The organism is Victivallis sp. Marseille-Q1083, assembly GCF_903645315.1.
Taxonomy (GTDB): domain Bacteria; phylum Verrucomicrobiota; class Lentisphaeria; order Victivallales; family Victivallaceae; genus UMGS1518.
On the sequence record NZ_CAHJXL010000001.1, the window covers coordinates 2524277 to 2549111 of the forward strand.

The window sequence follows — 24835 nt, forward strand, 5'->3', positions numbered from 1 at the left end:
GAAAATTTTAAAAGATTGAATAAGGATTGGCTATGAGGTTGATCGGAATCGCGGCGGCGGTACTGCTGGCCGGTTTGCAATGGTGGCCGGAAACGGCTTGCGGGGCGTTGCCGGAAAAGGAACGCAAACCCTGGAAGGAAGTATCCAGTTATGTCTGTTATTACGGCTCCGGCCGGCTGGAAGAGCTGGCGAAATACGACGTGGCGATCATCATGCCGTGGGAATTGAGCCCGGAAGAGATTGCCGAATTGAAACGGGCCGGCGTCTGGGTGATCGGTTATACCAACATCGGCGAGGATATGCTCCGCGTCGGCGACGGCATGGGTGCCGGCGGCTACGCCTCGTATTTCCTCGATGCCGACCGGGACGGCCAGCCGGATGTCAATCCGGTCTGGCAGACCTGTTACGTCGATGCCGGCAAACCGGCCTGGCGCGACCGGGTGTTCGAACGGGTTCTGCCGTTCATTCTCGATGAAAAGGGCTGTGACGGTGTTTTCCTGGATATGGTCGATTCCGCCGTACAGGTGGCGCCGTCCACGGCCGGCGGCATGGTGCATCTGATCAGGGAGATCAAAGCGGCCCGCCCGGAAGCGTTGCTGGTCGTCAACCGCGGCGACTTTCTGCTCGACGGCCTGGCCGGCGTCATCGACGGCATGATGATTGAGAATTTCTGCGGGTATTATGACTTTGCCAACGGCCGCTGGGTCAAATATACGCCGGAAGAGCTGGCCGGTTCCGCCTGGTACGGCGTCCGGATCAACCGATACCGGCAGCAGCATGACTTCCCGGTGTTCATCTTCGATTTTCCGGACGACGGCGACACCGAATTCGATGCGTGGCTCGGTCTGAACTGCGCCCGGTTCAATTTCATCCCGTGGCGTTCCCAGACCGACACGGTGGAAACGAAACGATTTTTTCCGATGCCGCAACGCGATTACGGTGATGAACAGGGCCGGTTCGCGCTCGATTTCGCCGGCTTCTGCCGGGAGACCGGCGTCGCTTATGACGAAATTAATCCGGAACCGAAAGCCGGCAACCTGGCGGCGGCGGCCAACGGGGCAAGGGTGGAGGTCAGTTCCTATCCGCATGTCGAAATGGCGTTGAACGACAGTTTTGCCGGGGAGCGGCGGCCGGCCTTCCTGCAGTGCTGGCAGTCGGCTGAAGTGGCGGAAACGCACTGGGCGGCCGTCTATTTGCCGAGGACCGCCAAAGTGCGGACTGTCAAAATTTACTGGGAGGCGCCTCCGCAGCAGATCACGCTCGATGTCCGTCGTTACGACGAATGGGAAAAAGTCGGCGACTATCCGGTCGCCTCGGATGAAATGGTCACGGAGCTGCGGTTGCCGGCTGAACAGGAAGCGGTCGACGCCGTCCGGCTCCGGCAGTTCCGCCATCAGGGAACGGCGGATCATCCGGAGAGGATGGCGATTCGCGAGATCGAAGTCTACGAGTGAAGCGGATTGGAAACCTGGCGTCCGCCGCCTTTGCCGGCGGCGGACGCGGTGTCATGCAAGGAAAAATGAAATGATCGGGCGCTTGGTTTTCCGGTATGCTGCCGGACCGGTCGTAATATGGGGTGTGTTCCATGCGGGAAACGTTTGAATGGGCCGAAGGCTGGAGCCGGTCTTCGGACAATTTTGTCGACGACATTCAGGAAAATGTCACTTTGCCGGATTGCCCGGTGCTGGAGCAGGAGGTGGTCAACACGCCTTTTTTCGGCAAAATCTGGTATCGCCGGCGTTTTTTTATTCCGGCGGAGTGGAAAAAGCGGGCGATGCAGGTCGAAATCGACGCCGCGATGCAGACGACCCGGGTATTTTTGAATGGCGTTTATCAGTTCACCCGTTTCGGCGGTTATCAGCGTTTTGTGATTCCGTTGAATGAAAACATCTTGTATGATGCCGAGAATGTGCTGACGCTGGAAGTCGACAATACGCCGCAGCCGGATTGTCCGCCCGGCAAACCGTGGCGGAATCTGGACTTCTGTTACTATTCCGGCCTTTACCGGTCGGCCCGGCTGACGGTGACCGAGGCGATCCACATCAGCGACCCGCTGGCGGTCAGCCTGACTGCCGGCGGCGGCATTTTCATCCGGACGCTTGAAGCCGGCCCGGAACGGGCGCTGCTGTCGCTGCGTCTGCACGCCGTCCATGAAGTCGATCTGGAGTGCCGCTGGTGTCTGGCTGAACTGGGAAAACGGGAGTTTCCCTGTTCGCTGCAGGTGGTCGTCACCGCGCCGGACGGAACGGAGGTTGGCTGTTTCGGCAGTGAAACGGTCAATCTGCGGATGAATACCGATCATACTTTCGAACTCGAATTGCCGGTCGACCGCCCGGAATTGTGGGATGTCGATCGTCCGGCGCTGTACCGGGTGGAATGCACTCTTTGGGCCGGGACTCAGGCGGTGGACCGCCGGACGGTGCGCTACGGCATTCGGACATTGGCCTTCCAGCGGGACGGGTTCCGGCTGAACGGCCGGAAAATCGAACTGCGCGGCACCAACCGGCACCAGGAGTTTCCGTATGTCGGCAATGCCGCGCCGGCGACGATGCAGCGGCGTGACGCCTGGCTGATCAAGCAGGCGCATTACAACTTCGTCCGGCTGTCGCACTACAACCAGCATCCGGCTTTTCTGGATGCCTGCGACGAATTGGGACTGCTGGTCATTGCGCCGATTCCCGGCTGGCAGTATTTCAGTTTGAACGGCAGCTTTGTCGAACGGGCGTTGCGCGACTGCCGGGAGCTGATCCGGACGGAACGGAACCGGCCGAGCGTCATGCTCTGGGAAGTTTCGCTGAATGAGGCGTATCCGCCCGGCTGGTTGAACGGCGAGTTCCATCGGACCGCACATCGGGAGTATCCCGGCGACCAGTGCTTTACCTGCGGCGATGTCTACGGCTGGTTCGACGATTGGGATGTGCTGTTCTTCCGGCCCGGTCTGGAAACCGACAAACCGGTCTTGATGCGGGAATACGGCGATTGGGGCTTCGGCGGCAACAACAGTACGTCGCGGCAGAGCCGGGGCGGCGGCCGCACCGCACTGTTGCAGCAGGCGTGGAATTTTCAGTGGACCTACAATCAATTGCGGGCGATGCCCGGCGTGATCGGCGGCGCCACCTGGGTGATGTTCGATTACAACCGCGGTTATCACCACCAGTTGGAACAATCCGGCGATACCGATTTTTTTCGGGTGCCGAAGTACAAATACCACTTCTACCGCAGCCAGGGCGCCGGGGAACCGATGGTGTTCATCGCCGACGACTGGCTGCCGCGGGAGGGGGAGGACAAAGTGGTGGTCTTCTCGAACTGCGACGAAGTGGAGTTGCTGGTCAACGGCCGCACTCTTGCCCGCCGCCGGCCGGATAACGGAGCGGATTCGCCGTACAATCCGGAACGGAATTCACCCGGCTGGGAAACCGCTTTGCTCGACGAGGTCGACGAATCCGGCGGAGTGCCGTTCGACGGCGGCAACTGCCATCACCTGCCGCATCCGCCATTCACCTTTGCCGGGATCGTCCATGAGCCGGGCGTATTGCGGGCGGTCGGTTACCGCCGCGGCGAACCGGTCGCCGAAATGACGGTGCGCACGCCCGGACCGGCAGTGGCACTGGAGTGCCGGGTACGGACCGACGGCGTCGAGTGGCAGGCGGACGGCGACCTGATTTTTGTCGATGTCTGCAGCGTGGATGCCGACGGCACGGTTGTGCCCGGGCGGTCGGATCGGGTGACGCTGCGGATTGACGGCGACGCGGTCATGGTCGGCAGTCCGGTGCGGAGCCTGGAGGCCGGCATCACGACTTTCCTGGTCAGGGGGCGGCCGGCCGCGCTGACCGCGTGCCCGGCGGAATGACCCGTCGCGGTTTCCGGCCGGGCCGTGTTCCGGCGGGCCGTTCGGGAACGTGTCTTGATTCCGCAGGATAACGTATTCCATTTCATTGCGGCAATTCGGGTCGATCGGACTGTTCGGGATTTGTATTTTGGAAAAGCGATGAGTATATTGAATATCGGCATCGGCGGAAAAGATCCCGTCGATGTCGTGCTTTTTGAAAATCGTCGTATTCCAATTTCGCGGAAAAAACCGTTCGGGATATTTCCGGCAAGTGAAATTGATCGGCCGCTCCGGTGCCGGTGCGAGGCGGCAGGCGGATTTTTTTATCGTTTCCGTACGGGATGAAAAATTCTTTGTTTTGAAATTGGCCGCGGAATCATTGGATGATTTTGCGGTCTCTTTTTGGCTCCGGCGGCGGCCGGCAATACGACGGTTTCGGGTGATCTGAACCATGAAGCGTCAGGGCGGCCGGCTGCAGATGCAGCAGGGGGAGGGGTGCGGCGGTCCGGCTGGAATAAAGGAAAAAGATGAAGCGGTTGCCACTCGTACTGATACTGGTGTGCTGCTGTTGCGCGTTGCGGGCGGATCAGCAGCACTCCAAACGGCCGGAGAAGAATATTCTTGTCCTGGTGTCATATCACCTGACCCATGATTGGACCCGGCAGCTCACTGCCGCGCTGGAGGAGCATACCGGCGATCTGCCGGTCCGACTGCATTTCAATTTCGTCGAATTTGACGCCATCCGCATCCACGATGCCGACGGCAATGAGAAAAAGCTCCGGACCTGCCTGGAATGGGTGGCATCCGGCAATTACGATATGATCGTCGTCCTGGATGATCCGGTGATCGATTTGCTGCTGGCTCACTACGCGGAGTTGCCGGCCGGCCTGCCGATTGTGGTTGCCGGCTATGAATATCCGCCGCCGGATTTGAAGGAAAAATATCCGAATGTGACCGGCGTCATCCAGCATTTCAATACCGAAGGATTGTTCCGGCTTGCTCTGGCGCTTTACCCGGACACCAGGGAATTTCTCATCTTGTCCGATTCCAGTCCGATGAGCCTGGAATTCGAACGGCGTTTGAAAGCGGAGAATTTGAACATCGACGGCGTCAAATTCTCCTTTGTCAACAATGCGGACCGGAGCCTGAAAGCCATTTTCAATCAGATTGAAAATTTGCCGGAAGAATCGCTGGTGCTGCTGTCGCCGTGGCGCGGACTTTACGGCAACGATTATCAAACGCTGGAAGCCTTCGCCGTCGATCTGAGTCGTTTCTGCAAACGTCCTTTTCTGGTCAGCGGCAATACGATGATCGGTTATGGCGCGCTGGGCGGCTACGTGACCGACCCGATTGAACACGGCAGGGAGACTGCCGCAGTCATCCGGGAGGTGATCGAAAAAGGCGGCGCCGAGTCGATTCCGCTGGTTCAGGGCAAAGTGCTGCCGGAATTCGATTACCAGGTCATGCGCGATAACCGGCTGGACTTCGGCAAGCTGCCGCCGGACGCCATCCTGAGGAACCGGCCGCCGTCCTATTGGGAAAAACATCGGCATCAGGCAATCGGCGTCGGAACGATGGTGTTGCTGGTTTTGTCCGGTGCGGCGGCCTACGGCGTGGCGGTGCGCCGCACCCTGCAGCGAAGCCGCAAACTTTACGAGGTGCTGCCGGCCCGGATCGGGGTGTTGAACCGCGAGGAGAAAATTCTCTATATGAACGGGGTGGACGCCCATACGGCGAATTCGGACCGGGCGAAAAGACTCTGCGATATTATGGATATCGATTACCCGAAAATCTCCGCTGCGGTCCGGGAAGTCTTCCTTACCGGTCAAAAACGGACGCTCGACTATGAGATTCGTTCGGTGAAACGGGTGATGACGCTGGCGCCGATTTCCCGCCGGTTGTTCGGCCAGGAGGCGGTCGTCTGGTTTTCTCACGACAACGCCGAATTGCAGGATGCCCGCAAACAGGCCGAAGCGTATGCCGCCCAATTGAAACATTCGGTGCGGATGTGGGATATCGTCACCAATTCGCTGCCGATTCATATTTTTGCCAAAGACGCCGACGATGACTTCAAATATATATTCACCAATGTTTCCCAGCAGCAATTTTTCGGTTTGAGCGCGGATGAACTGCAGGGGAAGACCGATTTCGATATCTTCCCGGCGGAACTGGCCGGACAACTGCGGCGGGAGGATGAGGAGAATATGCGCGATCTCGAGCACGGCTTCGACAATATCATCCGGCTGGAACGCCGGGACGGCAGGATTGCCTCCCTGCAGATCACCCGTTATCCGTTCGTCGGGGAGGATGGTTCCCGGTGGCTGCTGGGCGCCGCTTTCGATGTGACGGAACTGGAAGAAGCCAAGCATCGCGCCGAGGAGAATGCCGATTGGTTCAAATTGACGCTGGACTCGATCGGCGACGGCGTGCTGACCACCGATGTGGACGGCAGAGTCATGATGCTCAATCCGGTTGCCGAGCGGATGCTGGGCGTCACGCTGGCCGAAGCGGCCGGCCGGCCGCATGAGGAAATTTTTCACATCGTCGGCTCTCCGGACGGTTCGTCTTCGCCGATCGCCCGGACGCTGCGGACCGGCGCCACGGTCGAACAGGCCGGCCACACCGATCTGCTGTCCTGCAACGGCTGGCGCTACCATATTTCCGACAGCGCCGCGCCGATTCGCAGCCACGGCGGAGAACTTTCCGGGGCGATTCTGGTCTTTCGCGACGTGACCGAGGAATATGTCAAGCGCAACCAGCTTCGCGACGCGCTGACCAGTTTGGAATACGCTTCGGAGCTGACTTGTTCCGCGTCGTTCCGGATGAATCTCCGTACCCGGGAAATTGCCGGCAGCAAACTTTTGCCGGAGCTGTGGCCGTTGCGCGGCGACAAAGCGATTCCGCGCGAGGAGTTCGTGTTGCCGGAGGATGTCGAAAATTATATCCGCGTTTCCAATCGGATTTTGAACCGGGAATGCGAAATATCCACCTGGGATTACCGTTCCGATTTCTTCGGAGAGTTGCGTTATTTCCGCATGCGCGCCTCGATCGATTGGAGCGTCCCGGAGGAACCCTATCTGCTCGGCGTGATTCAGGACATCACCGAAATCACCCACAGCATCGGCAGGCTCAAGGAGACGATGGAGCTTTGGGAATTGGTCATCAACTCGATTCCGATCATGTTTTTCGCCAAGGATGCCGACCATGATTTCCGCTATGTGCTGTGCAACCAGGCGTATGCCGATTTCCTCTGCCGCAGCCGGGAAGAAATCCTCGGACGGACCGATGCGGAATTGTTTTGCCGGCCGGAGGATGCCGCCTGGTTCCACCGGAAGGATCTGGAGATCATGGCCAAGCCGGAAGGGGAGGAATTCGAGGAGTCCTGTACCGGGCCGCAGGGCAACGTGCTGCAATGCAAAACGATGAAAAAGCCTTTCCTCGGCCTTGACGGCCGGCGCCTGCTGCTCGGCGCTTTCAGCGATATCAGCGAGCTCAAGCATCTGATCGCCAGCGAGCGGTTCAACAGCGAAGTGCTGGCCTACACGGTCGGCGAACCGGATTTCGGTCGCGTCCTCGAATATATCGCCGACCGGCTGAAACGGCAGATGGCCGGCGACCGGGTGGTGTTGGCCCGCTGCAACGGGGAAGGCAGACTGCGCCTTGAGCGGGAATGGCTTTCGGCCGGTTCGCCGTCCATTCGTGGCGCCGGACTCGAACGGCTTTACCGCGCCTGGGACGAATATTGCCGCCTGATGCGGGATGGCCGGATTTTGCGGTTTGCCGATCTTGCAGAGAACGAATTGGCGGAGCCCGGCGCGGCTTGTGGCACTTGTTCGCAGATTGTGGCGCCGATTTTCGAGGAAAGCCGGCTGTGGGGAGCCCTTTTCGTCTGTTATGCGGGGCGGCGCCGGACATTCTCCGACGCGGATGAGTGGATATTGCGTTCCTGTTCCAACGTGATTGCGCTGGCGCTGGCGCGGGAGAAGCAGGCGCAGAAGATCAAACGCTCCGAACGTGAAATGCAGTTGATCCTCGACAACATCGACATTCCGATTTCGCTCCATGCCGCCGACGGCAAGCTGCTTCACGTCAATACCGCGGTCTGCCGGATGACCGGATTGGAAACGGAGGCGCTGCTGGCTTCGCCCGAGAGCGAGGTTTTCTATCTCGGCACCACGCCGCCGGCCGATTCGCCGTTGAAACAAATCATCGCCGGCAAGAAGTCCGCTTCCGCCGATTTATGCGTTGACTGCCGGCAGTACATCATCCATGCCGATGCGGTCATCGACGATCACGGCAAATTGATCAATATCGTCAAGAGCGCCACCGAGGTCACCGAGCTGAATGCACTGATCAAAAATCAGAGCGTCATCAACTTCTGCCTGGAAACCCTGTTGCGTGAAAGCGATATGCAGAAAGCGATTTTTCTGGCGCTGCGGGCGGTCTGCCACCACATCGGCGCTTCCCGCAGTTATATTTTCCAGTTCGACACCGACCGGAAAACCATTTCCTGTTTCATCGAATATGCCGAACCCGGCCGGGCGACCGTTTTCGGCAAAGTCAAAGATCAGCCGTACGACACCCGGCCGGATTGGGAGGGGCGGTTCGCCGGGCAGGAGAGCATTGCCATCGAGAGCATCGTCGACCAGGCCGGCCAGGAGGGACTGGGCGAATCCTGGGTGGAGATGGCGACCCGTTATTCGATGTGTTCGCTTTACGCCAACCGGATTATGCTCGACTCGAAATTCTGGGGATATATCGGCCTGGTCTACGAGGACCATCCGCATGCGATCAACGCGCGCGAAGTGGACTTCATCCGCTCGGTGGCCCATTTCATCGAAGCGATGCTCGACCGCTGGCAGGCGCAGACGCAGTTGCTCGAGGCGCTGCAGAAGGCGCAGGCCGCCGACAAAGCCAAGAGTTTTTTCATCGCCAGCGTCAGCCATGAAATCCGGACGCCGCTGAACTCGGTGATCGGATTCTCCGAACTGCTCCGCGAAGGGCAGGTTTCGCCGCAGGAGCAGAAGGAGTACGTCGACAACATCGCCTACAGCGGCAATGCGCTGCTGCAACTGATCAATGATGTGCTCGATCTGTCCAAACTGGAAGCCGGGCAGGTGGTGCTGGTGCCGACGCCGACCGATTTCGGCGGGCTGGGGCGGGAAGTGATGAAGGTCTTTTCCTTCCGGGCGGCCGAGCGGAACGTGGCGCTGCAGGTGGAAATGCCGCAACTGCCGGAATTGGAGCTGGACAAGCAGCGCATCCGCCAGATTCTGTTCAATCTGATCGGCAATGCGGTTAAATTTACGGAACGCGGTTCGATTGTGCTCCGGGCGGAGTTCGTGCCGGCGGACGGCGAACGGGGCATCTTGCGTTTCTCGGTTGCCGATACCGGTATCGGAATTGCCGAAAAAGACCGGAAACGCCTGATGGAGCCGTTCGTTCAACTTTCCAATCTGCGCGGCACCAATGCGGCCAACAACGGAACCGGTTTGGGGCTGGCGATTTCCAAGCGGTTGGCGGAGGCGATGGGCGGCCGGCTGTGGCTGGAGAGCGAGCTCGGCAAAGGCAGCACCTTCGGCGTCACCTTGCACGGGGTCAAATTTCATCGCACCAGGCATCCGGAAGCGGTGACGCCGGCCAGGCCGGAAGAGGAGGACGCCGGCGAACCTGTTTCGATTTTGATTGTCGACGATGTGGAAATGAATCTGCAGGTCATGAAGGCGATGTGCGCCAAAGCCGGCCTGACGGATGTCGTTGCCGTCGCCTCCGGGCCGGCCGCGCTGGCGGAGTTGGAGAAGCGCCGTTTCGATCTGGTGATGACCGACCTGTGGATGCCGGGGATGAACGGCGCCGAATTGGCGCAGAAAATTCACGCCGACCGGCGTTTCGCCGCGCTGCCGATCATCTCCGTCACCGCCGATGTCGAGGCGCAGAACAATTTCGCCCAGGACCATTTCGCCTGTGTGCTGCTGAAACCGGTCACCCTGGCGAAAGTGCAGCAGGTGGTCGAGGCGGTCCGGAAGAAAACCGCCAAGCTTATCAGGCGCGCTTGACGGCGCCGAAAGCGGCGAAGCAGGAATTTTTGTGCAGCAGCTCCACCTGGGCGAAGCCGGCCTTTTTCAGCAGCTCGAGTTGAAAGACCACTGAACGCGGCGAGTCTTCCCTGGCGACGTTGTCAAAAATGTTCTGCCGGTAGGTTTCGCCGCCGATTTGCGCCAGGTAAGCGCCGTGGCGCTGCCACATCATTTGCTGCACGGCACCGATTTCATGGCAGACCAGGTCGGTAATCCAGACGCTGCCGCCGGGCCGGAGCAGCCGGTGGAGCCGGCGGAACGCCGTTTCCCAGTCGCCGGTGTCGCGCAGATGGTGCAGCACCGCGGCGGCCAGGATGACATCGTAACTGCCGTCGGCCAGTTCGGCGGTCCGGAAATCGGCCTGGATGATTCGGACCTTGCCGGAGTTTGCCGCTTGAACTCGTTCCTGCGCTTTGAGCAGCATCGGCCGGCTGAGGTCCAGCAGATCGCAATCGATTCCACGCTTCAACTGCAGCAGTTTCAGCGTATTGTTGCCGGCGCCGCAGCCGATGTCCAGCAGTTGCCGGACATCGGGCGTGACGCGGATTGCCGCGGCGGTGATGAGTTCCATCAGCAACGGCGCATCGGCGATCGAAACCTGGGCGGAATCCAGATTGCTGAACCGTTCGACATCATGGTCAAACCGTTCACGAATTTCCTCGACGGAGCTTTTTTGTTCAAGTGGGATATCCATGGCGGAAGCCTCCTTGGGGTTGTTCATTATTTTTAATTTCGTTAAATATATCATTTGAAAAAAACAAAATCAAATATTTCGATTGAAATTAAATATATTTAACGTTATTGTATAAGGAAAAAATCGGAGGATAACCGTGTTGCACGCCAGGATCGGCCGCCGGATTGCGGCATTCCGCCGGGAGCGGAATATTTCCATCAAGACATTTTCGGAATGGAGCGGCATCAGTACCGCCTTGGTTAGCGAACTGGAGCGGGGAATCGGCAATCCGAGTTTATCGGTGCTGCAGCGGCTGGCGGCGACGCTGGAAGTGCCGCTGGCATCGCTGTTTGCCGAAGAGATCGACAACGCCGCCTTGATCTGCCGCAAAGCGGACCGGGTGCGTCTCCACCATCCGAACGAGACGGAAGCCGCCTACGACAACTTGACGCCGGGACCGTTGCAGTCGAATGTTGAGCTGCTGCTGCTGACGCTGGTGCCGCATGGCGAGACGAACCACGAGTTCTCCCGGCACTTTGAAGAGGAGATCGCCTATGTCGTCGATGGGGAAGCCTGGATGGTTTTTGAACAGGAGGAGTTTCCGTTGTCGGCGGGAGACAGCATCCGGATTCTGCCGTCCCGCCGCCATAAACTGCGCAATGAGACCGACCGGCCGGTCAAGGTGCTTTTCATCAAGAGCAAGCCGGCCTGGTAGGGGCCGTCACTGCTGACCGGCCAGTTCCAATTGCCGGACCGCCCAGTGAACCTGGGCCCGGCTGATGTTGAATTGTTTCGCCAGTTCCATCTCGGTCGGCAGGCGGCTGCCGATCTGATATTTGCCGTTGCCGAGTTCCGACATCAGATGGCTGCGGACGATATATTTATTGGCCTCTCCTTTGGGCGTTCTCTTGCGCATTTTTCGCCTTTCGCTCCGGTTGATCCCCGTCCAATATAGCTTTGCCTGGCGAAGATTGCAAAAATTTTACCGGGTCGATCGGCCAGGAAGCGGTAAAAAAAGCACCGGGTGTTTCCACTCCGGTGCCTGAAAATCATTTCCGGTCACGCCACGACTGCCTTTCTCCTCCGAACCAGCCGCTCCTCTACGCAATTTCTCCCTGCTGCTTCGTACTCCTCGTGACAGTCTTGAATTTTATCCGTATTTCTCCCGGAAAACGCCTCGCTGCTCCTCTTCCGCGTCCGCCTCGCAAGTCTCCTCCGCTCTCCTCAAGCAACCTGCCGGGCGACCTCTTCCAGCCATGCGAATTCCATTACTCCTCCTCGGATGAAATTTCAAGCGCGATTCAGTGACCGGTCAGAACTGCGGTCCAGCCCTGACCGGAAAACAACAGATGAAAAGTTGCTCCAATATCTCCTCTTCACCGGAGCTGTCGCTCCACTCGATTATCTCCAGAACAACAGGACCCGCCGTACCGTTGAAAAAGGGTGCCGGCGGCCGGAAGGGATTGAATTTCTTTTTCGCTTCCAACAGCAAATGAAGGGGCTCCTGCGAAACTGCCGTCAGGCAGGCTTCCGGAGTGGCCTGGTGGATGTGCCAGGATTCCTGCGCATAAGCCTGTAAATCGGCGGCATGGCTGGACGCTCCTGCCAGGATCAGCCAACTGCAGCAAAATGTCAAGCCGACCAGAATGATGCCGGAAAGAAAAAACTGAAATTTCTTCAACACGAACTTCTCTTCCTGATTACTTATTTTACCGTGAAATTATTTTAACGCCGGTTTGGTTGTTTTGCAAGTTAATATGGTTGTTTTTTTAATGTTTTTTTTACAAAATACGCCATCTGCCAGTTTTTTGCCGTCAAACGGCGAAATCGATTCCTGGAAAACCGGTGTTTCGCGGCCGCCGGGAATGTTATTTTTAAGCTTTCTCGGATGATTGAAGCGGATGATTGCCGGCAGCCCGATAACGAGTTAAAAAAAAACTTGTACGCGGAATCGTTTGAAAATATGGCGTTTCGGAGGTACAGTATAGTATCGTGAGATTAAGTTAGAAACAACTTGCCGATGGTTGCGGAACCTATTTTTTCTCTTTTCAACAACTGCCTGCATTGAGGAGAATAGGTATGGTGCCGCAAAAACATTTATTGGCCTTTCTGGGAATAGTCGTCATTTCATTCAGCCTCCGCGGTCCTTTGACGGGCGTAAGCCCTCTGGTTTCATTGATGAAATCGGAACTGGGACTCAATCATACCCTGATCGGACTGGTTACGACGTTGCCGCTTCTGATGTTTGCCGTTTGTTCTCCGATGGTCTCCTGGTTCACGCGGCATTTCGGAAGTGCGCGTACCATGTTCGCCGGGCTTCTGTTCCTGGTCGCCGGCGAGTGCCTCCGCGGTCTTGGCGGTTTAGCCCTGCTGTTCTCCGGAACGGTGCTTGTCGGAATCGGGATTGCGGTGGGCAACGTACTCTGCCCGGTTATCCTGCGGCAGCGCTTCCCCGATGCTTTTGGCGTGATGATCGGTATTTTCACCCTGGGCATGTCCGTATTCGCCGTGGCGGGGGTGGCGATCGGTGTTCCGCTGGCGGTGAACGGCGGCTGGGGATGGCGCGGTACGCTGGCGGTATGGCTGCTGCCCGCCTTGGCCGCGGTGGCGCTGTGGAGCACGCAGTTGTATCGCCCGGCCATTCGGAAAGAATCCCGTTCGCCGGCCGTGCCGTCGAAAGCCGCTCCCGGGCTCGAAATATGGCATTCTCCGGTTGCGTGGGCAGTCGCCGCGTATACCGGTCTGCAATCCTTCCTCTTTTATGCGCTGGTCGCCTGGCTGCCGTCCATCGCTGCCGCCAGGGGCTGCGGCGATATGGAAGCGGCCGTGGTGGCAACCGTCTATCAAGTCTTCGGAATGCTGACGAATTTCATTGCCCCGGTTTTGTTTCAGAAATTCGGGCGGCATCGGGAAATGACGTTTATTTTCACATTTTTGTACCTGGCGGGGGGAATCGCGCTTTTTTTCGGACAAAGTTTCTCCGCCTTGCTGATTGCCGGCGTGCTGCTGGGATCGGGCGCTACGATCGGGCTGGCGTTTGTCTTTTTCGGATTGCGATCGGGCAGTCCGGCGGCGGCGGTGGCGGTGGCTCTCTCCGGTATGGCGCAGGGGGCCGGATATCTGCTGGCTGCTTCCGGTCCGGTGATTCTCGGGATGATTCACGATGTCAGCCACTCCTGGGAGGCGGTTATTCTGGCGATCGTGGCGGCGATGCTGTGCCTCCTGCCTGCCGGCGACCTCTCGGCCAGAGCGCGCCGGATTGATATTTGAAGGTCTCCGAGGTTCCCTCCCGGGCGCCTGGAAGGTGGATGGCCAGGGAGACCGGGTGGAAACGGCGTCAAATTCGACATCCGCTTGCGGCGTGGCGGGCCGAGGCCATGGGTGTCGTTTCGAATTGTCTGCGGCGAAAACTGGCTGGATTTCTCAGAGATATTGATTCATCAGCCGGAGCAGCCGCCGGGCGGAGGATGTAAAGCGTTCTTCGTCGTACCAGCCCATATTTTCCAGATGCCGGATGTCATCCCAGAACCAGTAAAAAATTTTCCTGACCGGAAACAATTCGCTCAGGACTGCCCGGTTCTGATAACGCTCCAGCAGGCTGAAACGGTCGCCGTCGGCATTCTGCAGCTGAAACAGGTCCATTTCCCGGTCGGCCCATCCGGCGTCACTCGGATCGAGCACCGCGGTAATGGCGGCGCTTGCCGGGTCAACCAGCAGGTTCCATAAATTATAATCGCTGTGGATCAGCGACGGTACAACCGGTTCGGCGAAAATCCGCCGCAGGTTTTCCAGCGATTTTTCCGCCGCAGCCAGTACCGGCGGCGCCACCCGGCCGGAAAAATCATGCCGCAAGATCCGGTAATGATTGTCCAGACGGCTTTGCAGGCAGCTTACCCAGTCCGGAAACCGATCCGCTCCGAACCCGAAAAAATCGTTGGTCGTTTCATGCCAGTGCAGCAGGTTGTCGATCAGCGCTTCGGCGAACCGCTCCCGGTGCGGGTGGCCGGTCGGCAGGGCGGAAGCGTTGATGCCGTCGACATATTCCATCAGCAGCGCTTCACAGGGAAGGTCGGGCGTGTGATCGTGAACGAAATAGACTTCCGGCAGTTTCAGCAGCGCACGGGGGCGCAGCAGTTCGAGCTGCCGGTGTTCCGAACGGTGTCTGGCACTGTGCTTGAAACATTTGATCGCCAGCCGGCCGGGATCGGCCGGCAAGACGGCGGCATAGACGGCACCATAGAAGCCTTCGCCGATTTTGGCCTGCGAAACGGGCCGGCAGTGAAAATAACGCTCGATCAGATTGTTCAGGATATCCGGCCGGCGTTCCAGTTCGGTCAAGTCGTAATTCATGGGTTCGGATTCCGGGAAAGGTTGACTGTTGCATGCTGTCTTATTTTATCATGCGGCGGAGGTTTGTCAAGGCGCCTTGCCCGGAAGGCGTCCGTTTCGCCGGTGCTGCGGATGAAAAGGCCGGAAAGTTATTTCTCCAGATAGAGTGTCTGGGTCGGAAAGGCCATCGCCAGGTTGTTTTCGGCGAAGCGGCGCTGGATTTCCAGGTTGATTTCGGTTTTCCACGCTTCGGCCTGCCAGTAATCGCCGGTGTTGAACCAGACATAAATGGTGAAATTCAACGAATAAGCGCCGAAGTCGGTGAAATCGATTTTCGGCGGGTGGTTTGCCAGATCGAACAGATCGGTCCGGCTCAAAACCTCCTGCAGGATTTCCCGGGCCCGTTTCATCTGCGGCGCGGTCGTTTCATAAGTCATGCCGATGCAGAACCGGTAGCGGATATAGGGGCGGCGGGCGTAATTCTCGATGACCGAACTGGCCACCTGGCGGTTGGGAACGGTGAACAGCTCCCCGTCGAATGCCCGGATCTTGGTCGAGCGCAGGCCCATCGTTTCGACGATGCCTTCGACGCCGCAGGTTTTCACCCAGTCGCCGACCCGGAACGAATGGTCGACGATGATCGTCACCGAACCGAAGAAATTGGCGATCGTCTCCTGGGCGGCGAAGGCGACGGCCAGCCCGGCCACCCCGGCGCCGGCCAGCAGGGAAGTGATGTTCAAGCCCAGAATGTTCTGGCCGATGAAAAAGACCGACAACAGCACCAGCACCACTTTCAGCGTTCGCCGCAGCAGCTCTTCGAGCAGTTCGTCCATCAGCGATTCCTCCCGGTCCAGGACATCGTGAAGCACCCGGTCCAGCACGTCGATCAGCCGGAACAACCCCCAGATGACGCTGACGGCGATCGCCGCGCCCAGCCCGCGCGCCCAGACTTCCAGCAATTCGCCGCCGACGGTCCGGAACAGCGGCAGGACGCTCATGAACGCGCCATTCAGGCAGAGCAGGAACATCGACGGCGCTTTCAGTTTTTCGCACAATAAATCATCGTATTTGAAATGGGAACGCCGGGCCAGCCGCAACAACGTTTTCCAGAACAGCGTATTGACGATCCAGGCGACGAAATAGGTGAGCAGCAGCCCGACGACCAGCATCGTCAATTCCACTTTCAAAGCCGTCACTTCATGCCAGGATTTTTTCCAGAATTGATTGACCTCATGCCAGAATTCGTTGGCGTTTTCCGGCAGATGAATGACTTCCTCCGCCGTTTCGGCGTCCGGCCTGGCGGTCGTTTCCCGGGTCAATACGTCGGCCAGCTTTTCGGCGAAAGCCGGATCTTTGATGACGATCACTACCGCGTCGGATTGGGCTGCCGCCGGCGCGGCTTCCTCGCCGGTGACCGGCTGGCCCGTGGCGCACAGTTGCAGCAGAAAGAGAAGAAACAGCAATTTTATTTTCATTTTTTTTATTCGTTCCAGTCGAGCGATTCATATGGTTGCAGAAAAAAGAAAAACCGAAACAACACCCGTAGTGCAGTTTCGGAAGATACTAGTTTACTATATTGCCGAAGAATGATTCCGTCAAATGAAAGTTGCCGCAGGCATTGCGATTGTCATCGCTTTTTCACCGAAAAAATTGGCAATATGTATACAATGCTGGTATGTTGAACCGTGGTTGGTCGAAAGAAAAATGAAACCGGTAGTGATTCGGGAGGATAAAATGATTCAGTGGGGAATGGTCGGGTACGGACGGATTGCGACGACGTTTGCCAGGGCGCTGGAAGCCGGCCGGAGCGGCAAAGCGGTTGCGGTTGCCGGGCGTTCGCCGGCGCGGGCGGCCGAATTTGCCGCATGCTGGAATATTCCGCAAGTGTATGACGGGGTCGACGCGCTGGCGGCGGCGCCGGAGGTCGAGGCGGTTTATGTGGCCACGCCGCATCCGTTTCATGCTGCGGCGGCGATCGCCGCACTGCGTTGCGGCAAAGCGGTGCTTTGCGAAAAACCGCTCGCGATTACTGCGCCGGAGGTTGAGGCGATGCTGCGGGAAGCCGAGACGCGCCGGGTGCTTCTGGCGGAAGCCTATATGTACCGTTTCCATCCGCAGACGCGGAAATTGGTGGAGTTGCTGGCCGAGGACGCCATCGGCCGGGTGCGGCACTTGGAGTGCTGGTTTGCCTATCAGGCTCCTTATGATCCGCAGAGCCGGTTGTGCCGGCCGGAATTGGGCGGCGGCGTGATCTGGGACATCGGCGGTTATCCGCTGTCGATGGCGATGCTGGTGGCGGCGGCTGCCGGCGGCAGGCCGCCGGCGGCGCCGGAGCTGTTGACCGGGTTGGGGTGTCCGACGGTCGACCTGGTGGACTGGCACAGTCTGGCATTGGCCCGCTGGCCGGAAGGCATCACCGCGCAGTTGACGGTGAGCTGTGCGGTTTCCGTCGGAGCTGGTCTGCGGGTTTATGGCGAAAAAGGCCGTCTGGAGTTGCCGAATCCCTGGGTGTGCGACCGGGTGAAGCCGGAAGATGGCATCATCCGGCTGGAGCGGGAAGGGCGCGGCGAAACGTTGCGCGTGCCGGCCGATTTGACCAGCTTCGGGTACGAGGCGGCCGGATTTGCCGAATTGCTGCGTTCCAGAGAGGCGTCGGCGCTATTCCCGGCGGTTTCCATCGCGGAGAGCAGACAGTTGAATGCGGCGTTGCAATCGTGGCAGCGGCAGGTTGAAAATTCTTTCAAAAAATGAAAAAACGATGCTCCGGTCCGGGCGTTAGCTTTTCTTGTTCCGTCCGGACCGGTTGGGAAATTTTTTCGGCGGAGCGCCTTTCCTGTCGTATTCCGCTTTGCCCCGCTTGCGTTTCAGCATGGCGATTTGCACCCGTCGTTCTTTCAGGCCGCGGTTGACGGCAATCGGCGTGCCATCCGGCGCCTTGCCGGTATAATACATCGCCGCTCCCATCGTCATCGGCAGCGGAATGTAATCCTGAACCTGCTGCGGACTCCAATTGTTATCGGCCAGATATTGATCGACGACCGCCATCTCCTTTTTGGTCGAACCGGGAAAATTGGAGATGAACAACGGAATGATATATTGCTCCTTGCCGCATTTGGCGCTTTCTTCCTCGAAAATCCGGCGGAATTCGTAAAATTCTTCCGCCGTGCTTTTGCGCATCAGCTCCAGAACCTTCGGATGCAGGTGCTCCGGCGCCGCTTTCAGGTGGCCGGAAACATGGTGGCGGATCAGTTCCCGCAGCAATTCCGGTTGCTTCAACGCCAGATCCAGCCGGATGCCGGAATTGATATAGAGGTGTTTCACTTCCGGCATCGAACGGATGCAGCGCAGGAGCTCGATCAGCTCCTTGCCGTCGCATTGAAAATTTTTGCACGGCACCGGCACCAGGCAACTGGAACGTTTGCAGACGGCGCATTTGGCGGTGTCGAGAATATGGCTGCCGAAGATATTGCCGGCGGCGCCGCCGATGTCGCTGATCGTTCCCCGGAAATGCGGCCGCGCACTCAGGCGCTTCGCTTCTTTCCGGATCGATTCGCAACTGCGCGACATCACATAGCGCCCCTGGTGCGCCACCAGTCCGCAGAAGGCGCAGCCGCCCGGACAGCCGCGCACGGCCGGAATGGAATCCTTGATCGTTTCAAAGGCCGGAATCCGGCCTTGATAGGAGGGGTGCGGGACCCCGGAATAAGCCAAATCGTGCACGGCGTCAAGCTCTTCCCTGGTCAGCGGCAGCGGTGGCGGTTCGATGACCAGCAGCCGGTCGCCGTAGCGCTGGAGCAAACCGCGGCCGCCGAACGGATTCATTTCCCGCTCCACCAGCTTCGTCGAAGTCATCAGGGCGTCTTTGTCGGCCAGCATCTCCTCCCAGCTCGGCAATTCCAGATAAGCGTCGCCCGGTTGAAAGGCCTCTGCCTCTTTTTTGCCCAGCAATACCGCCGTCCCGCGAATGCCGCGCAACGGCTCCCGGCGGTCGAGGCGGCGGAAGATCTCCGGCATCGGCTTTTCGCCCATGCCGTAACAGAGGATGTCGGCTTTGGAGTCGACCAGCACGCCCGGCCGCAGTTTATCCTGCCAGTAATCGTAATGCGCCACCCGGCGCAGGCTGGCGCCGACGCCGCCGAGCGTGATCGGCAAACCGGGAAAAGCGCGTTTGGCCAGTTGCGCGTAGACGATCAGAGCGTGCGGCGGCCGCCGCCCCGGAACGCCGTTTTCGGAAAAGGCGTCTTCCCGGCGCAACCGCCGGCCGGCGGTGTACAAGTTGACCATCGAATCCATATTGCCGGAAGTGACGCCGCAGGCCAGCCGCGGCCGCCCCATCACCGTCAGGGAATCGACCGTTTTCCAGTCCGGCTGGGCGACGATGCCGACCCGGTAACCGAGGCTGAGCAGTTGCCGGCCGACGATCGAAACCCCGTAGGAGGGATGGTCGACGTAACAGTCGCCGGTAATCAGTAAAATATCCAACTCCTCCCAGCCGAGACGTTTCATTTCGGTCCGGGACATCGGCAGGAAATCGACTTTTTGCAAAATAATATTCTCCGGACAATTTTCCCCGGCAAGGGAAAATCTGGTTGTAATTGATTGAATTTTCCTCTGTAATATATCGCTTGCGGCAGTGAAAAGCAAGACCGGAGCGGCGGAAAAAGCCGGCCGGCCGTTTGATGGCGGAAAATAAAATTTATGACATTATTCATTTTCTATTTGCAGGATGTCCAGAACCGATTATTTTATGTCTGGAAGATGATCGCATCGGGCGGGCAATCAAGGTTGGAGTGCGGAATTTTGAGTTCATTTTTTCATTTCGGCGTGTTGAGCAAAGTAAAACAGGCGTTCTGGCGCGGCAATACTTCGGCGAAAAAAGCGGCGCAGGCGGACTTTCTGGTCAAGATGAACCTGGCGCCGCTGATGGGACGGCGTGACGCCGCTTACGACCGGGCGGCGGAATTGCTCAATTCGGATATTTTCGCCTTGGGCGACGGCGAGCGGCGGATGCTGTATGCCAAAATTCTTTTGCTGCTGGACAACGCCATCGTCGATACCGACGCGATCATCATCACGTTGAGCAGTCACGACATCTCGATCCGTGAACGGCGGATGCAGCATTTTCTGCAGACGCTGCACGGCTTGATGGAGGCGGCGCACAATCTGATCCTGCTGCCGCCGGAAAGCGGCCGGGAAGAACTGGGGTTCTTTTTCGGCGATTCGCGCTCCGATTCATTTGTACTCGACGAGGATGCTTTCAGCCGCTGTGAAATGAACGTCATCCACAGCATTGCCGAGTTGGTCAAGCGGTCGGCGAAGTCGTTGAAGCGTTATCGCGGTTATGCGGCCAAAAGTTTCAGCCAGCACAATCTGGAACGTTACAATAGCGCCATCCGGGAATATGAAGGTTTTTTCCGGGATTTGAAAGTCGGCAATCCGACCCTTTGAGCGAAGCCGGAGCCGGGCGGCTGACGCTTGCCCGGCTTGAGCCGCCGCCGTTTTATTCCGGAAGTTCAGCCGGTTTTTGCTGTTTTCTCGCCATGTATTCGATCAGCAGGACGAGCAGGAAGCCCGCCAGGCCGAGCAGCAGCGCATACCAGAATTCCGGTTCGGAGCCGGCCGGCAGAATATTGTGGTTTTCGATGTGGTCTTCGAATTTCCACGGCCAGACTTTGCGCAGCGATCCCAGCATGAAGCCGATCAGCACCGCGATGGTGATGTCATGGAATTTCCGCAGCAGGTAGCTCAACAGCCGGATGAAACCGGCAATCCCGATGACGATTCCGACGATGAACAGCGTCAGCGTATAGCAATTATCGGCGAGATTCAGCCCGCTTTTGAGTTCGTGGACTGCATTCAGCACATCGTCGTATTTGCCCAGCAGCAACAGGATGAAACTGCCGGAGATGCCGGGCAGAATCATCGCGCAAATCGCCAGCGCACCGCAGAGGACCAGGTAAAACGGCGAATCCGGCGGATTCCGAAGCAACGGCAGTCCGACGATCAGCCAGCCGGCGGCGGTCCCGCCGATCAGGGCGGCGATCCGGCCGCCGTTCCAGTGTCTGACGCGCGGCAGCACGGTTGCCACCGAGGCCAGAACCAGGCCGAAGAAAAATGCGAGAATCAGCGTGAGCCGGTTGGCCAGCATCCATTTGATCGGCGTGGAAAACAGCGCGATGGCGCTCAGGATGCCCAGGCCGAGGCAGAGCAGGAAGGGCCATGGCAGGGTTTTGAATGCCTGCCGGATCTGGAATCGGAAAACCATCGAAAAGCACTCTTTGCCGGTGAAACGCCGAATCGCTTCGACCAGTTCATCGTAGATGCCCAGAATGAAGGCCATCGTTCCGCCGGAAACGCCCGGCACGACATCGGCGCCTCCCATGATAAAACCGCATGAAAAGATACGCAAATAATCTTTGAAGGAACGCTTCGGAGCGAACGGTTGTTCGTCTTGCATGTGAAAAACCTTGAGTTGTGTATTGGTCGAATCGGTCGGGTCGGGACGAAACAATTCCTGCGGATAAATCAAGGCGTGAAAGGCGGAAAATGGATTTTCGCCGATTGGGAAAACGGAAACGGTCGATATCATCGAAAAACGCGGTAAGGAAGTTTTCGCCCGGTCAGTTCTGGCGGAAGCGCGCCGGTCCGGCCCTGACCGGGGTTGCGGCAGCCAGAATATCCTGAACGGTGAGCAATTCCGGCTTCGGCGCGCCGCCCGGTACGCCGTCGAAAAGGTGACGAGCGGCAGAAACGGCGGCAACATCGGCTTCGCCGGCCGAATGGACCGACAGGGATTTCTTATATTTATTTTTTACCGTCGCGACGGTACGGCGGGGACGCCGGCAATCATCCTGAAAGTAGGCCGCCGCCTTGTTTTCGCCGGCGGCTGCAAGGTAACTTTGCCCGATCGGAAAAATTGCCGGCGGCGGACAGGATTCGGACGCTTCGGCCCGGAACAGCGAAAAAACAAAAAACGCGACGACGGCGAAAAGCAGGATTTGCCGGATTCTTCTCAAAATAAATTGCACGGAACCGTTGTCGCTCTGATCCATTCTCGAATGACTTTTGTTTTGATACCGGGATAATATAACGTCGTTCGGGAACTTTACAAGCGGCGTCCAGCCGGTCCGGGCCGCGGCGGCTATTTGCCCGGCGGCAAAGGCCGCCGCGGCTGTCTGCCGAGATAGGAGAGGTAGGCGCGCCAACCGTGCTTTTTGACATATTCGGCCGCCTGCCGGTAGCCGTCGCCGTAAACCGGATCCGGGTTCAATTCGAAACGGATGTTCTGCCCGGGACGCTTCAACAGCGTGTTGACCCTGGCCGCCACGTATTCGCAGGTGCCTTCCTCCAGCTTCTGATCTTCAAAAGTCCCGTAACGGTGGCGGAGATAATCGTGAGTCAGCTCATGGGCGAATACTTCGCTGAGCCGTTTCTCCGGCAGCAGGTTCAGCACATAAATGCTGCAGCGCTCATCGTCGAGATATTGCCGCTCTTCCGGCTGGCCGGCGACCGATACCGTTTTGGTGTACAACGTGGCACTGAAGACATAGCTGCCGACCTCCGATCCGAGGTTGTCGGCGGCGGCGTTTTGCTTCAACGTCGGCAGGTCGACCGAATACAATTCGATGACATGATCGAATTCGAAGGATAGTTTCTTTTCGAGCAATTCCCTGGTTTTTTCGAAAATCCTGGCGATTTCGTCCGGATCGGTGACGGCGGATTCGTAACATTGCCGGCAAAGGAAACGGCCGTCCGCCAGCGTTTTTCCCGGCTGCGGCAACTGGCAGGCGTAGCAGAGCGGCAGCCGGGCGCATTTTTCACAGAAGTCGAAGGATCCGTACAAACCGGTGATCCGATAGTAGGTTTTCATCGCGGCGCCGCAAGAGTGACAATGCGGCAGCCGCTGGTTCAGGCAGGCCTGCGAACAATAAAAGTCATTGCCCGATTGAAAACTGTCGGCCAGGCAGGGTTGACGGCAGATGGTGCAGCGCGGCGCCTGGCTGGCCAGACAGGTTTCCGAACAGTACATCCTGCCGAGCGCCGGAGAGAAAAATTGCCGCCGGCAGGCGCCGCCGCAGGCGGCGCATTTGGCGAGTGTCGCCTCGAAACAGCGTTCGGAGCAATAGATCCGGCCCTGCTGGTCGAGCAGATATTCATCGGCAATTGCCTGCCGGCAGGTCTGGCACAGATAGTCCATCGCCGCTGCCGGCAGCAGCAGACTCAACAGGACGCCGACGATCAACGCGCGCCGGAATATCTGGAAACTCATGATTCCTCCGGTTGCGCCCCATACGGATAGGGCAGAAATTCCAGCAGTTCGTCATCGGCCATGCCGCACAGCGCGTGACCGACGGTGTGGATGTAGCGGAAACTGTCGGAGCTGACGGCATACAAAAACAACATGCTCGCCAGGAATTTCAGCACTTTGCGCGGGTCGTCCCAGAATTCGCAATTGGCCGGATCGGTCGGCGCCAGCACCTGCCAGCCGTTTTTGGGCGAAAGAATCCGGCCGCGCCGGTCGATCAGCGCGAAATTGCCGTACAACCGCACGATGCACAATTCCAAATTGCACTCCAACGCCAGTTCCAGAGCGACGGCGCACAGCAGAATATCGGCGCCGATGCGGTCGTCGAGCACCGGGCCGAGGCAATAGTAATCGGGGGACGGCACTTCATTGTCCGGCGGCAGCGTGAACGAACACTTGCGCATGAAATACGCGACCTGTTCCAGGTTGTACAGATCGAATTTTTCCGCTGCGCCGGAAAAATTCTGCCAGAGGTCCACCAACGCCGGCGCCGAATCGTTGTCATACCATTGCAGGTGAACTTCAATCAGCCCTTCCAGCAAGTTGATGTTGCGATTTTTCAGCAGTGCGGCAAACATCCGGCGGCGGCGGCGCAGCAGTTGGATGGCCTGCAACTGGTGGATGCGCCGCCGGACATTCGGGTTGTCGCACTCCTGCAATTCCGCCAGATGGGCATCCAGCGCCGGCCCGAGCTTCAACAACTCGGTGATGGCGGTGCGGCCGATCTGCTCGTTGTCGTCGTCGAGCAGCCGGAGCAGGCTTTCAATCCGGCCGGCATTGCTCATTTTTTCGCTCCGGAAATTTGCCGGCCAGCGCGTTGCTGGCGATCGCCTTCACATCATCGGCGAAATCGGCCCGCAGGATCCAGCGCAGGAAACCCGGATCGTTTGCCGCCAGATGGCGCAGCGTCTGCCCGTAGTTCTTGCCGAAATTGACGATCACTTCGCTGCCGGACCATTTGAATCGGTTCGAGGCGTCGATGGCGTCCGGATCGCGCAAGTCGCAGAATTTGTGCAGTTCGTCCAGATCGCGCGGCAACTCCGGATGTTTCTCCAACTGGCCGAGGAAAACTTCGACGGTGGCCATCGTGTCGGCTTCGGCGCTGTGGGCATCTTCGAGCTCCTTGCCGCAAAACAGCCTGTAGGCGGCGGTCAGCGTCCGGGGATACAGCTTGCAGAAAATCCGGAACGAATCGATGACCCGGCGGCCTTCCAGCGAAAACTCCAGTCCGGCGCGGCGGAACTCCTCGACCAGCAGCGGAATGTCGAACCCGACGATGTTATAGCCGGCCAGATCGCAGCCTTCCAGGTAATGATGGAGATTCTGGGCGATGATCGCAAAGGTCGGCGCGTTGGCGACGTCGGCGTCATAGATGCCGTGGATTTTGCTGGCCGCTTCCGGGATCGCCATCTCCGGGTTGAGCCGCCTGGTGGTGCACTCCCGGCTGCCGTCCGGCAGAAATTTGATGACGGAGAGTTCGACGATGCGGTCCCGGGTGACGACGGTGCCGGTGCTTTCGATGTCGAAGAAGACCAGCGGCCGGTCCAATTGCATATTCAACATGATGATTGATTTCCCTCTTGAAAGTTTCATTTGTTATAAGTTACCACGGCAAAGACGGC

The 24835-nt window shown here is 58.4% G+C and carries 18 protein-coding genes; 7 read left to right on the forward strand and 11 right to left on the reverse strand.

Going from position 1 to position 24835, the window contains the following annotated elements; translation table 11 throughout:
- Nucleotides 1-32: 32 nt before the first annotated feature.
- The 3 genes from HWX74_RS10370 (at nt 33) to HWX74_RS10380 (ending at nt 9885) form a co-directional block, all read left to right on the forward strand.
- Nucleotides 33-1454: an endo alpha-1,4 polygalactosaminidase gene (locus HWX74_RS10370; protein ID WP_176013462.1), complete on the forward strand. Its 1422-nt coding sequence runs from the start codon at nt 33-35 to the stop codon at nt 1452-1454.
- A gap of 131 nt (nt 1455-1585) precedes the next feature.
- Nucleotides 1586-3850, forward strand: a complete 2265-nt coding sequence (locus tag HWX74_RS10375) for a glycoside hydrolase family 2 TIM barrel-domain containing protein (RefSeq protein WP_176013463.1) — start codon at nt 1586-1588, stop codon at nt 3848-3850.
- A 506-nt stretch (nt 3851-4356) separates the two neighbouring features.
- Nucleotides 4357-9885 (forward strand): ABC transporter substrate binding protein, encoded by a 5529-nt coding sequence (locus tag HWX74_RS10380; protein ID WP_176013464.1) that lies wholly within the window; start codon nt 4357-4359, stop codon nt 9883-9885.
- On the opposite strand, the gene HWX74_RS10385 is transcribed toward HWX74_RS10380, so the two are convergent.
- Nucleotides 9872-10600, reverse strand: a complete 729-nt coding sequence (locus tag HWX74_RS10385; RefSeq protein WP_176013465.1) for a class I SAM-dependent methyltransferase — start codon at nt 10598-10600, stop codon at nt 9872-9874. The genes HWX74_RS10380 and HWX74_RS10385 overlap by 14 nt on opposite strands.
- Nucleotides 10601-10736: 136 nt before the next feature.
- Here HWX74_RS10385 and HWX74_RS10390 point away from each other — a divergent pair, with 136 nt between their 5' ends.
- Entirely contained in the window at nt 10737-11294 is a 558-nt protein-coding gene (locus HWX74_RS10390) for a cupin domain-containing protein (RefSeq protein ID WP_176013466.1), read from the forward strand.
- A 6-nt stretch (nt 11295-11300) separates the two neighbouring features.
- On the opposite strand, the gene HWX74_RS10395 is transcribed toward HWX74_RS10390, so the two are convergent.
- Nucleotides 11301-11495, reverse strand: a complete 195-nt coding sequence (locus HWX74_RS10395) for a GntR family transcriptional regulator (RefSeq protein WP_176013467.1) — start codon at nt 11493-11495, stop codon at nt 11301-11303.
- A 396-nt stretch (nt 11496-11891) separates the two neighbouring features.
- Nucleotides 11892-12263 (reverse strand): hypothetical protein, encoded by a 372-nt coding sequence (locus HWX74_RS10400; protein WP_176013468.1) that lies wholly within the window; start codon nt 12261-12263, stop codon nt 11892-11894.
- 395 nt (nt 12264-12658) lie between these two features.
- On the opposite strand from HWX74_RS10400, the gene HWX74_RS10405 reads away from it, so the two are divergent.
- Nucleotides 12659-13849 carry an MFS transporter gene (locus HWX74_RS10405; RefSeq protein WP_303048101.1) on the forward strand — a complete coding sequence of 397 codons (1191 nt, stop codon included), beginning with the start codon at nt 12659-12661 and terminating at the stop codon, nt 13847-13849.
- Nucleotides 13850-14002: 153 nt separating this feature from the next.
- Here HWX74_RS10405 and HWX74_RS10410 read toward each other — a convergent pair whose 3' ends face one another.
- Entirely contained in the window at nt 14003-14929 is a 927-nt protein-coding gene (locus HWX74_RS10410; RefSeq protein WP_176013470.1) for a phosphotransferase, read from the reverse strand.
- Nucleotides 14930-15057: 128 nt separating this feature from the next.
- Complete coding sequence (locus tag HWX74_RS10415; protein ID WP_176013471.1) at nt 15058-16383, reverse strand: mechanosensitive ion channel family protein; 1326 nt, start codon at nt 16381-16383, stop codon at nt 15058-15060.
- Nucleotides 16384-16642: 259 nt separating this feature from the next.
- On the opposite strand from HWX74_RS10415, the gene HWX74_RS10420 reads away from it, so the two are divergent.
- On the forward strand, nt 16643-17659 hold the full coding sequence (locus tag HWX74_RS10420) for a Gfo/Idh/MocA family protein (protein WP_176013472.1): 1017 nt from the start codon (nt 16643-16645) through the stop codon (nt 17657-17659).
- 24 nt (nt 17660-17683) lie between these two features.
- Here the strand turns inward: HWX74_RS10420 and HWX74_RS10425 are convergent, their stop codons facing one another.
- Nucleotides 17684-19453, reverse strand: a complete 1770-nt coding sequence (locus HWX74_RS10425; protein WP_176013473.1) for a YgiQ family radical SAM protein — start codon at nt 19451-19453, stop codon at nt 17684-17686.
- Nucleotides 19454-19606: 153 nt separating this feature from the next.
- On the opposite strand from HWX74_RS10425, the gene HWX74_RS10430 reads away from it, so the two are divergent.
- Entirely contained in the window at nt 19607-20356 is a 750-nt protein-coding gene (locus HWX74_RS10430) for a hypothetical protein (RefSeq protein ID WP_176013474.1), read from the forward strand.
- Between the two features lie 52 nt (nt 20357-20408).
- Here HWX74_RS10430 and HWX74_RS10435 read toward each other — a convergent pair whose 3' ends face one another.
- The 5 genes from HWX74_RS10435 to HWX74_RS10455 form a co-directional block, all read right to left on the reverse strand.
- Nucleotides 20409-21497, reverse strand: a complete 1089-nt coding sequence (locus HWX74_RS10435) for a DUF368 domain-containing protein (protein ID WP_217704926.1) — start codon at nt 21495-21497, stop codon at nt 20409-20411.
- A 31-nt stretch (nt 21498-21528) separates the two neighbouring features.
- A complete protein-coding gene (locus HWX74_RS10440) occupies nt 21529-21960 on the reverse strand; it encodes a hypothetical protein (protein WP_176013475.1) in 432 nt (143 codons plus the stop codon).
- Nucleotides 21961-22049: 89 nt separating this feature from the next.
- A complete protein-coding gene (locus tag HWX74_RS10445; RefSeq protein ID WP_176013476.1) occupies nt 22050-23177 on the reverse strand; it encodes a protein DA1 in 1128 nt (375 codons plus the stop codon).
- Nucleotides 23174-23998, reverse strand: coding sequence for a hypothetical protein (locus HWX74_RS10450; protein ID WP_176013477.1), 825 nt, complete (start codon nt 23996-23998; stop codon nt 23174-23176). The genes HWX74_RS10445 and HWX74_RS10450 overlap by 4 nt, the downstream gene beginning before the upstream one ends.
- Nucleotides 23976-24776, reverse strand: a complete 801-nt coding sequence (locus HWX74_RS10455) for a 3'-5' exonuclease (RefSeq protein WP_176013478.1) — start codon at nt 24774-24776, stop codon at nt 23976-23978. The genes HWX74_RS10450 and HWX74_RS10455 overlap by 23 nt, the downstream gene beginning before the upstream one ends.
- Between the last annotated feature and the right edge of the window lie 59 nt (nt 24777-24835).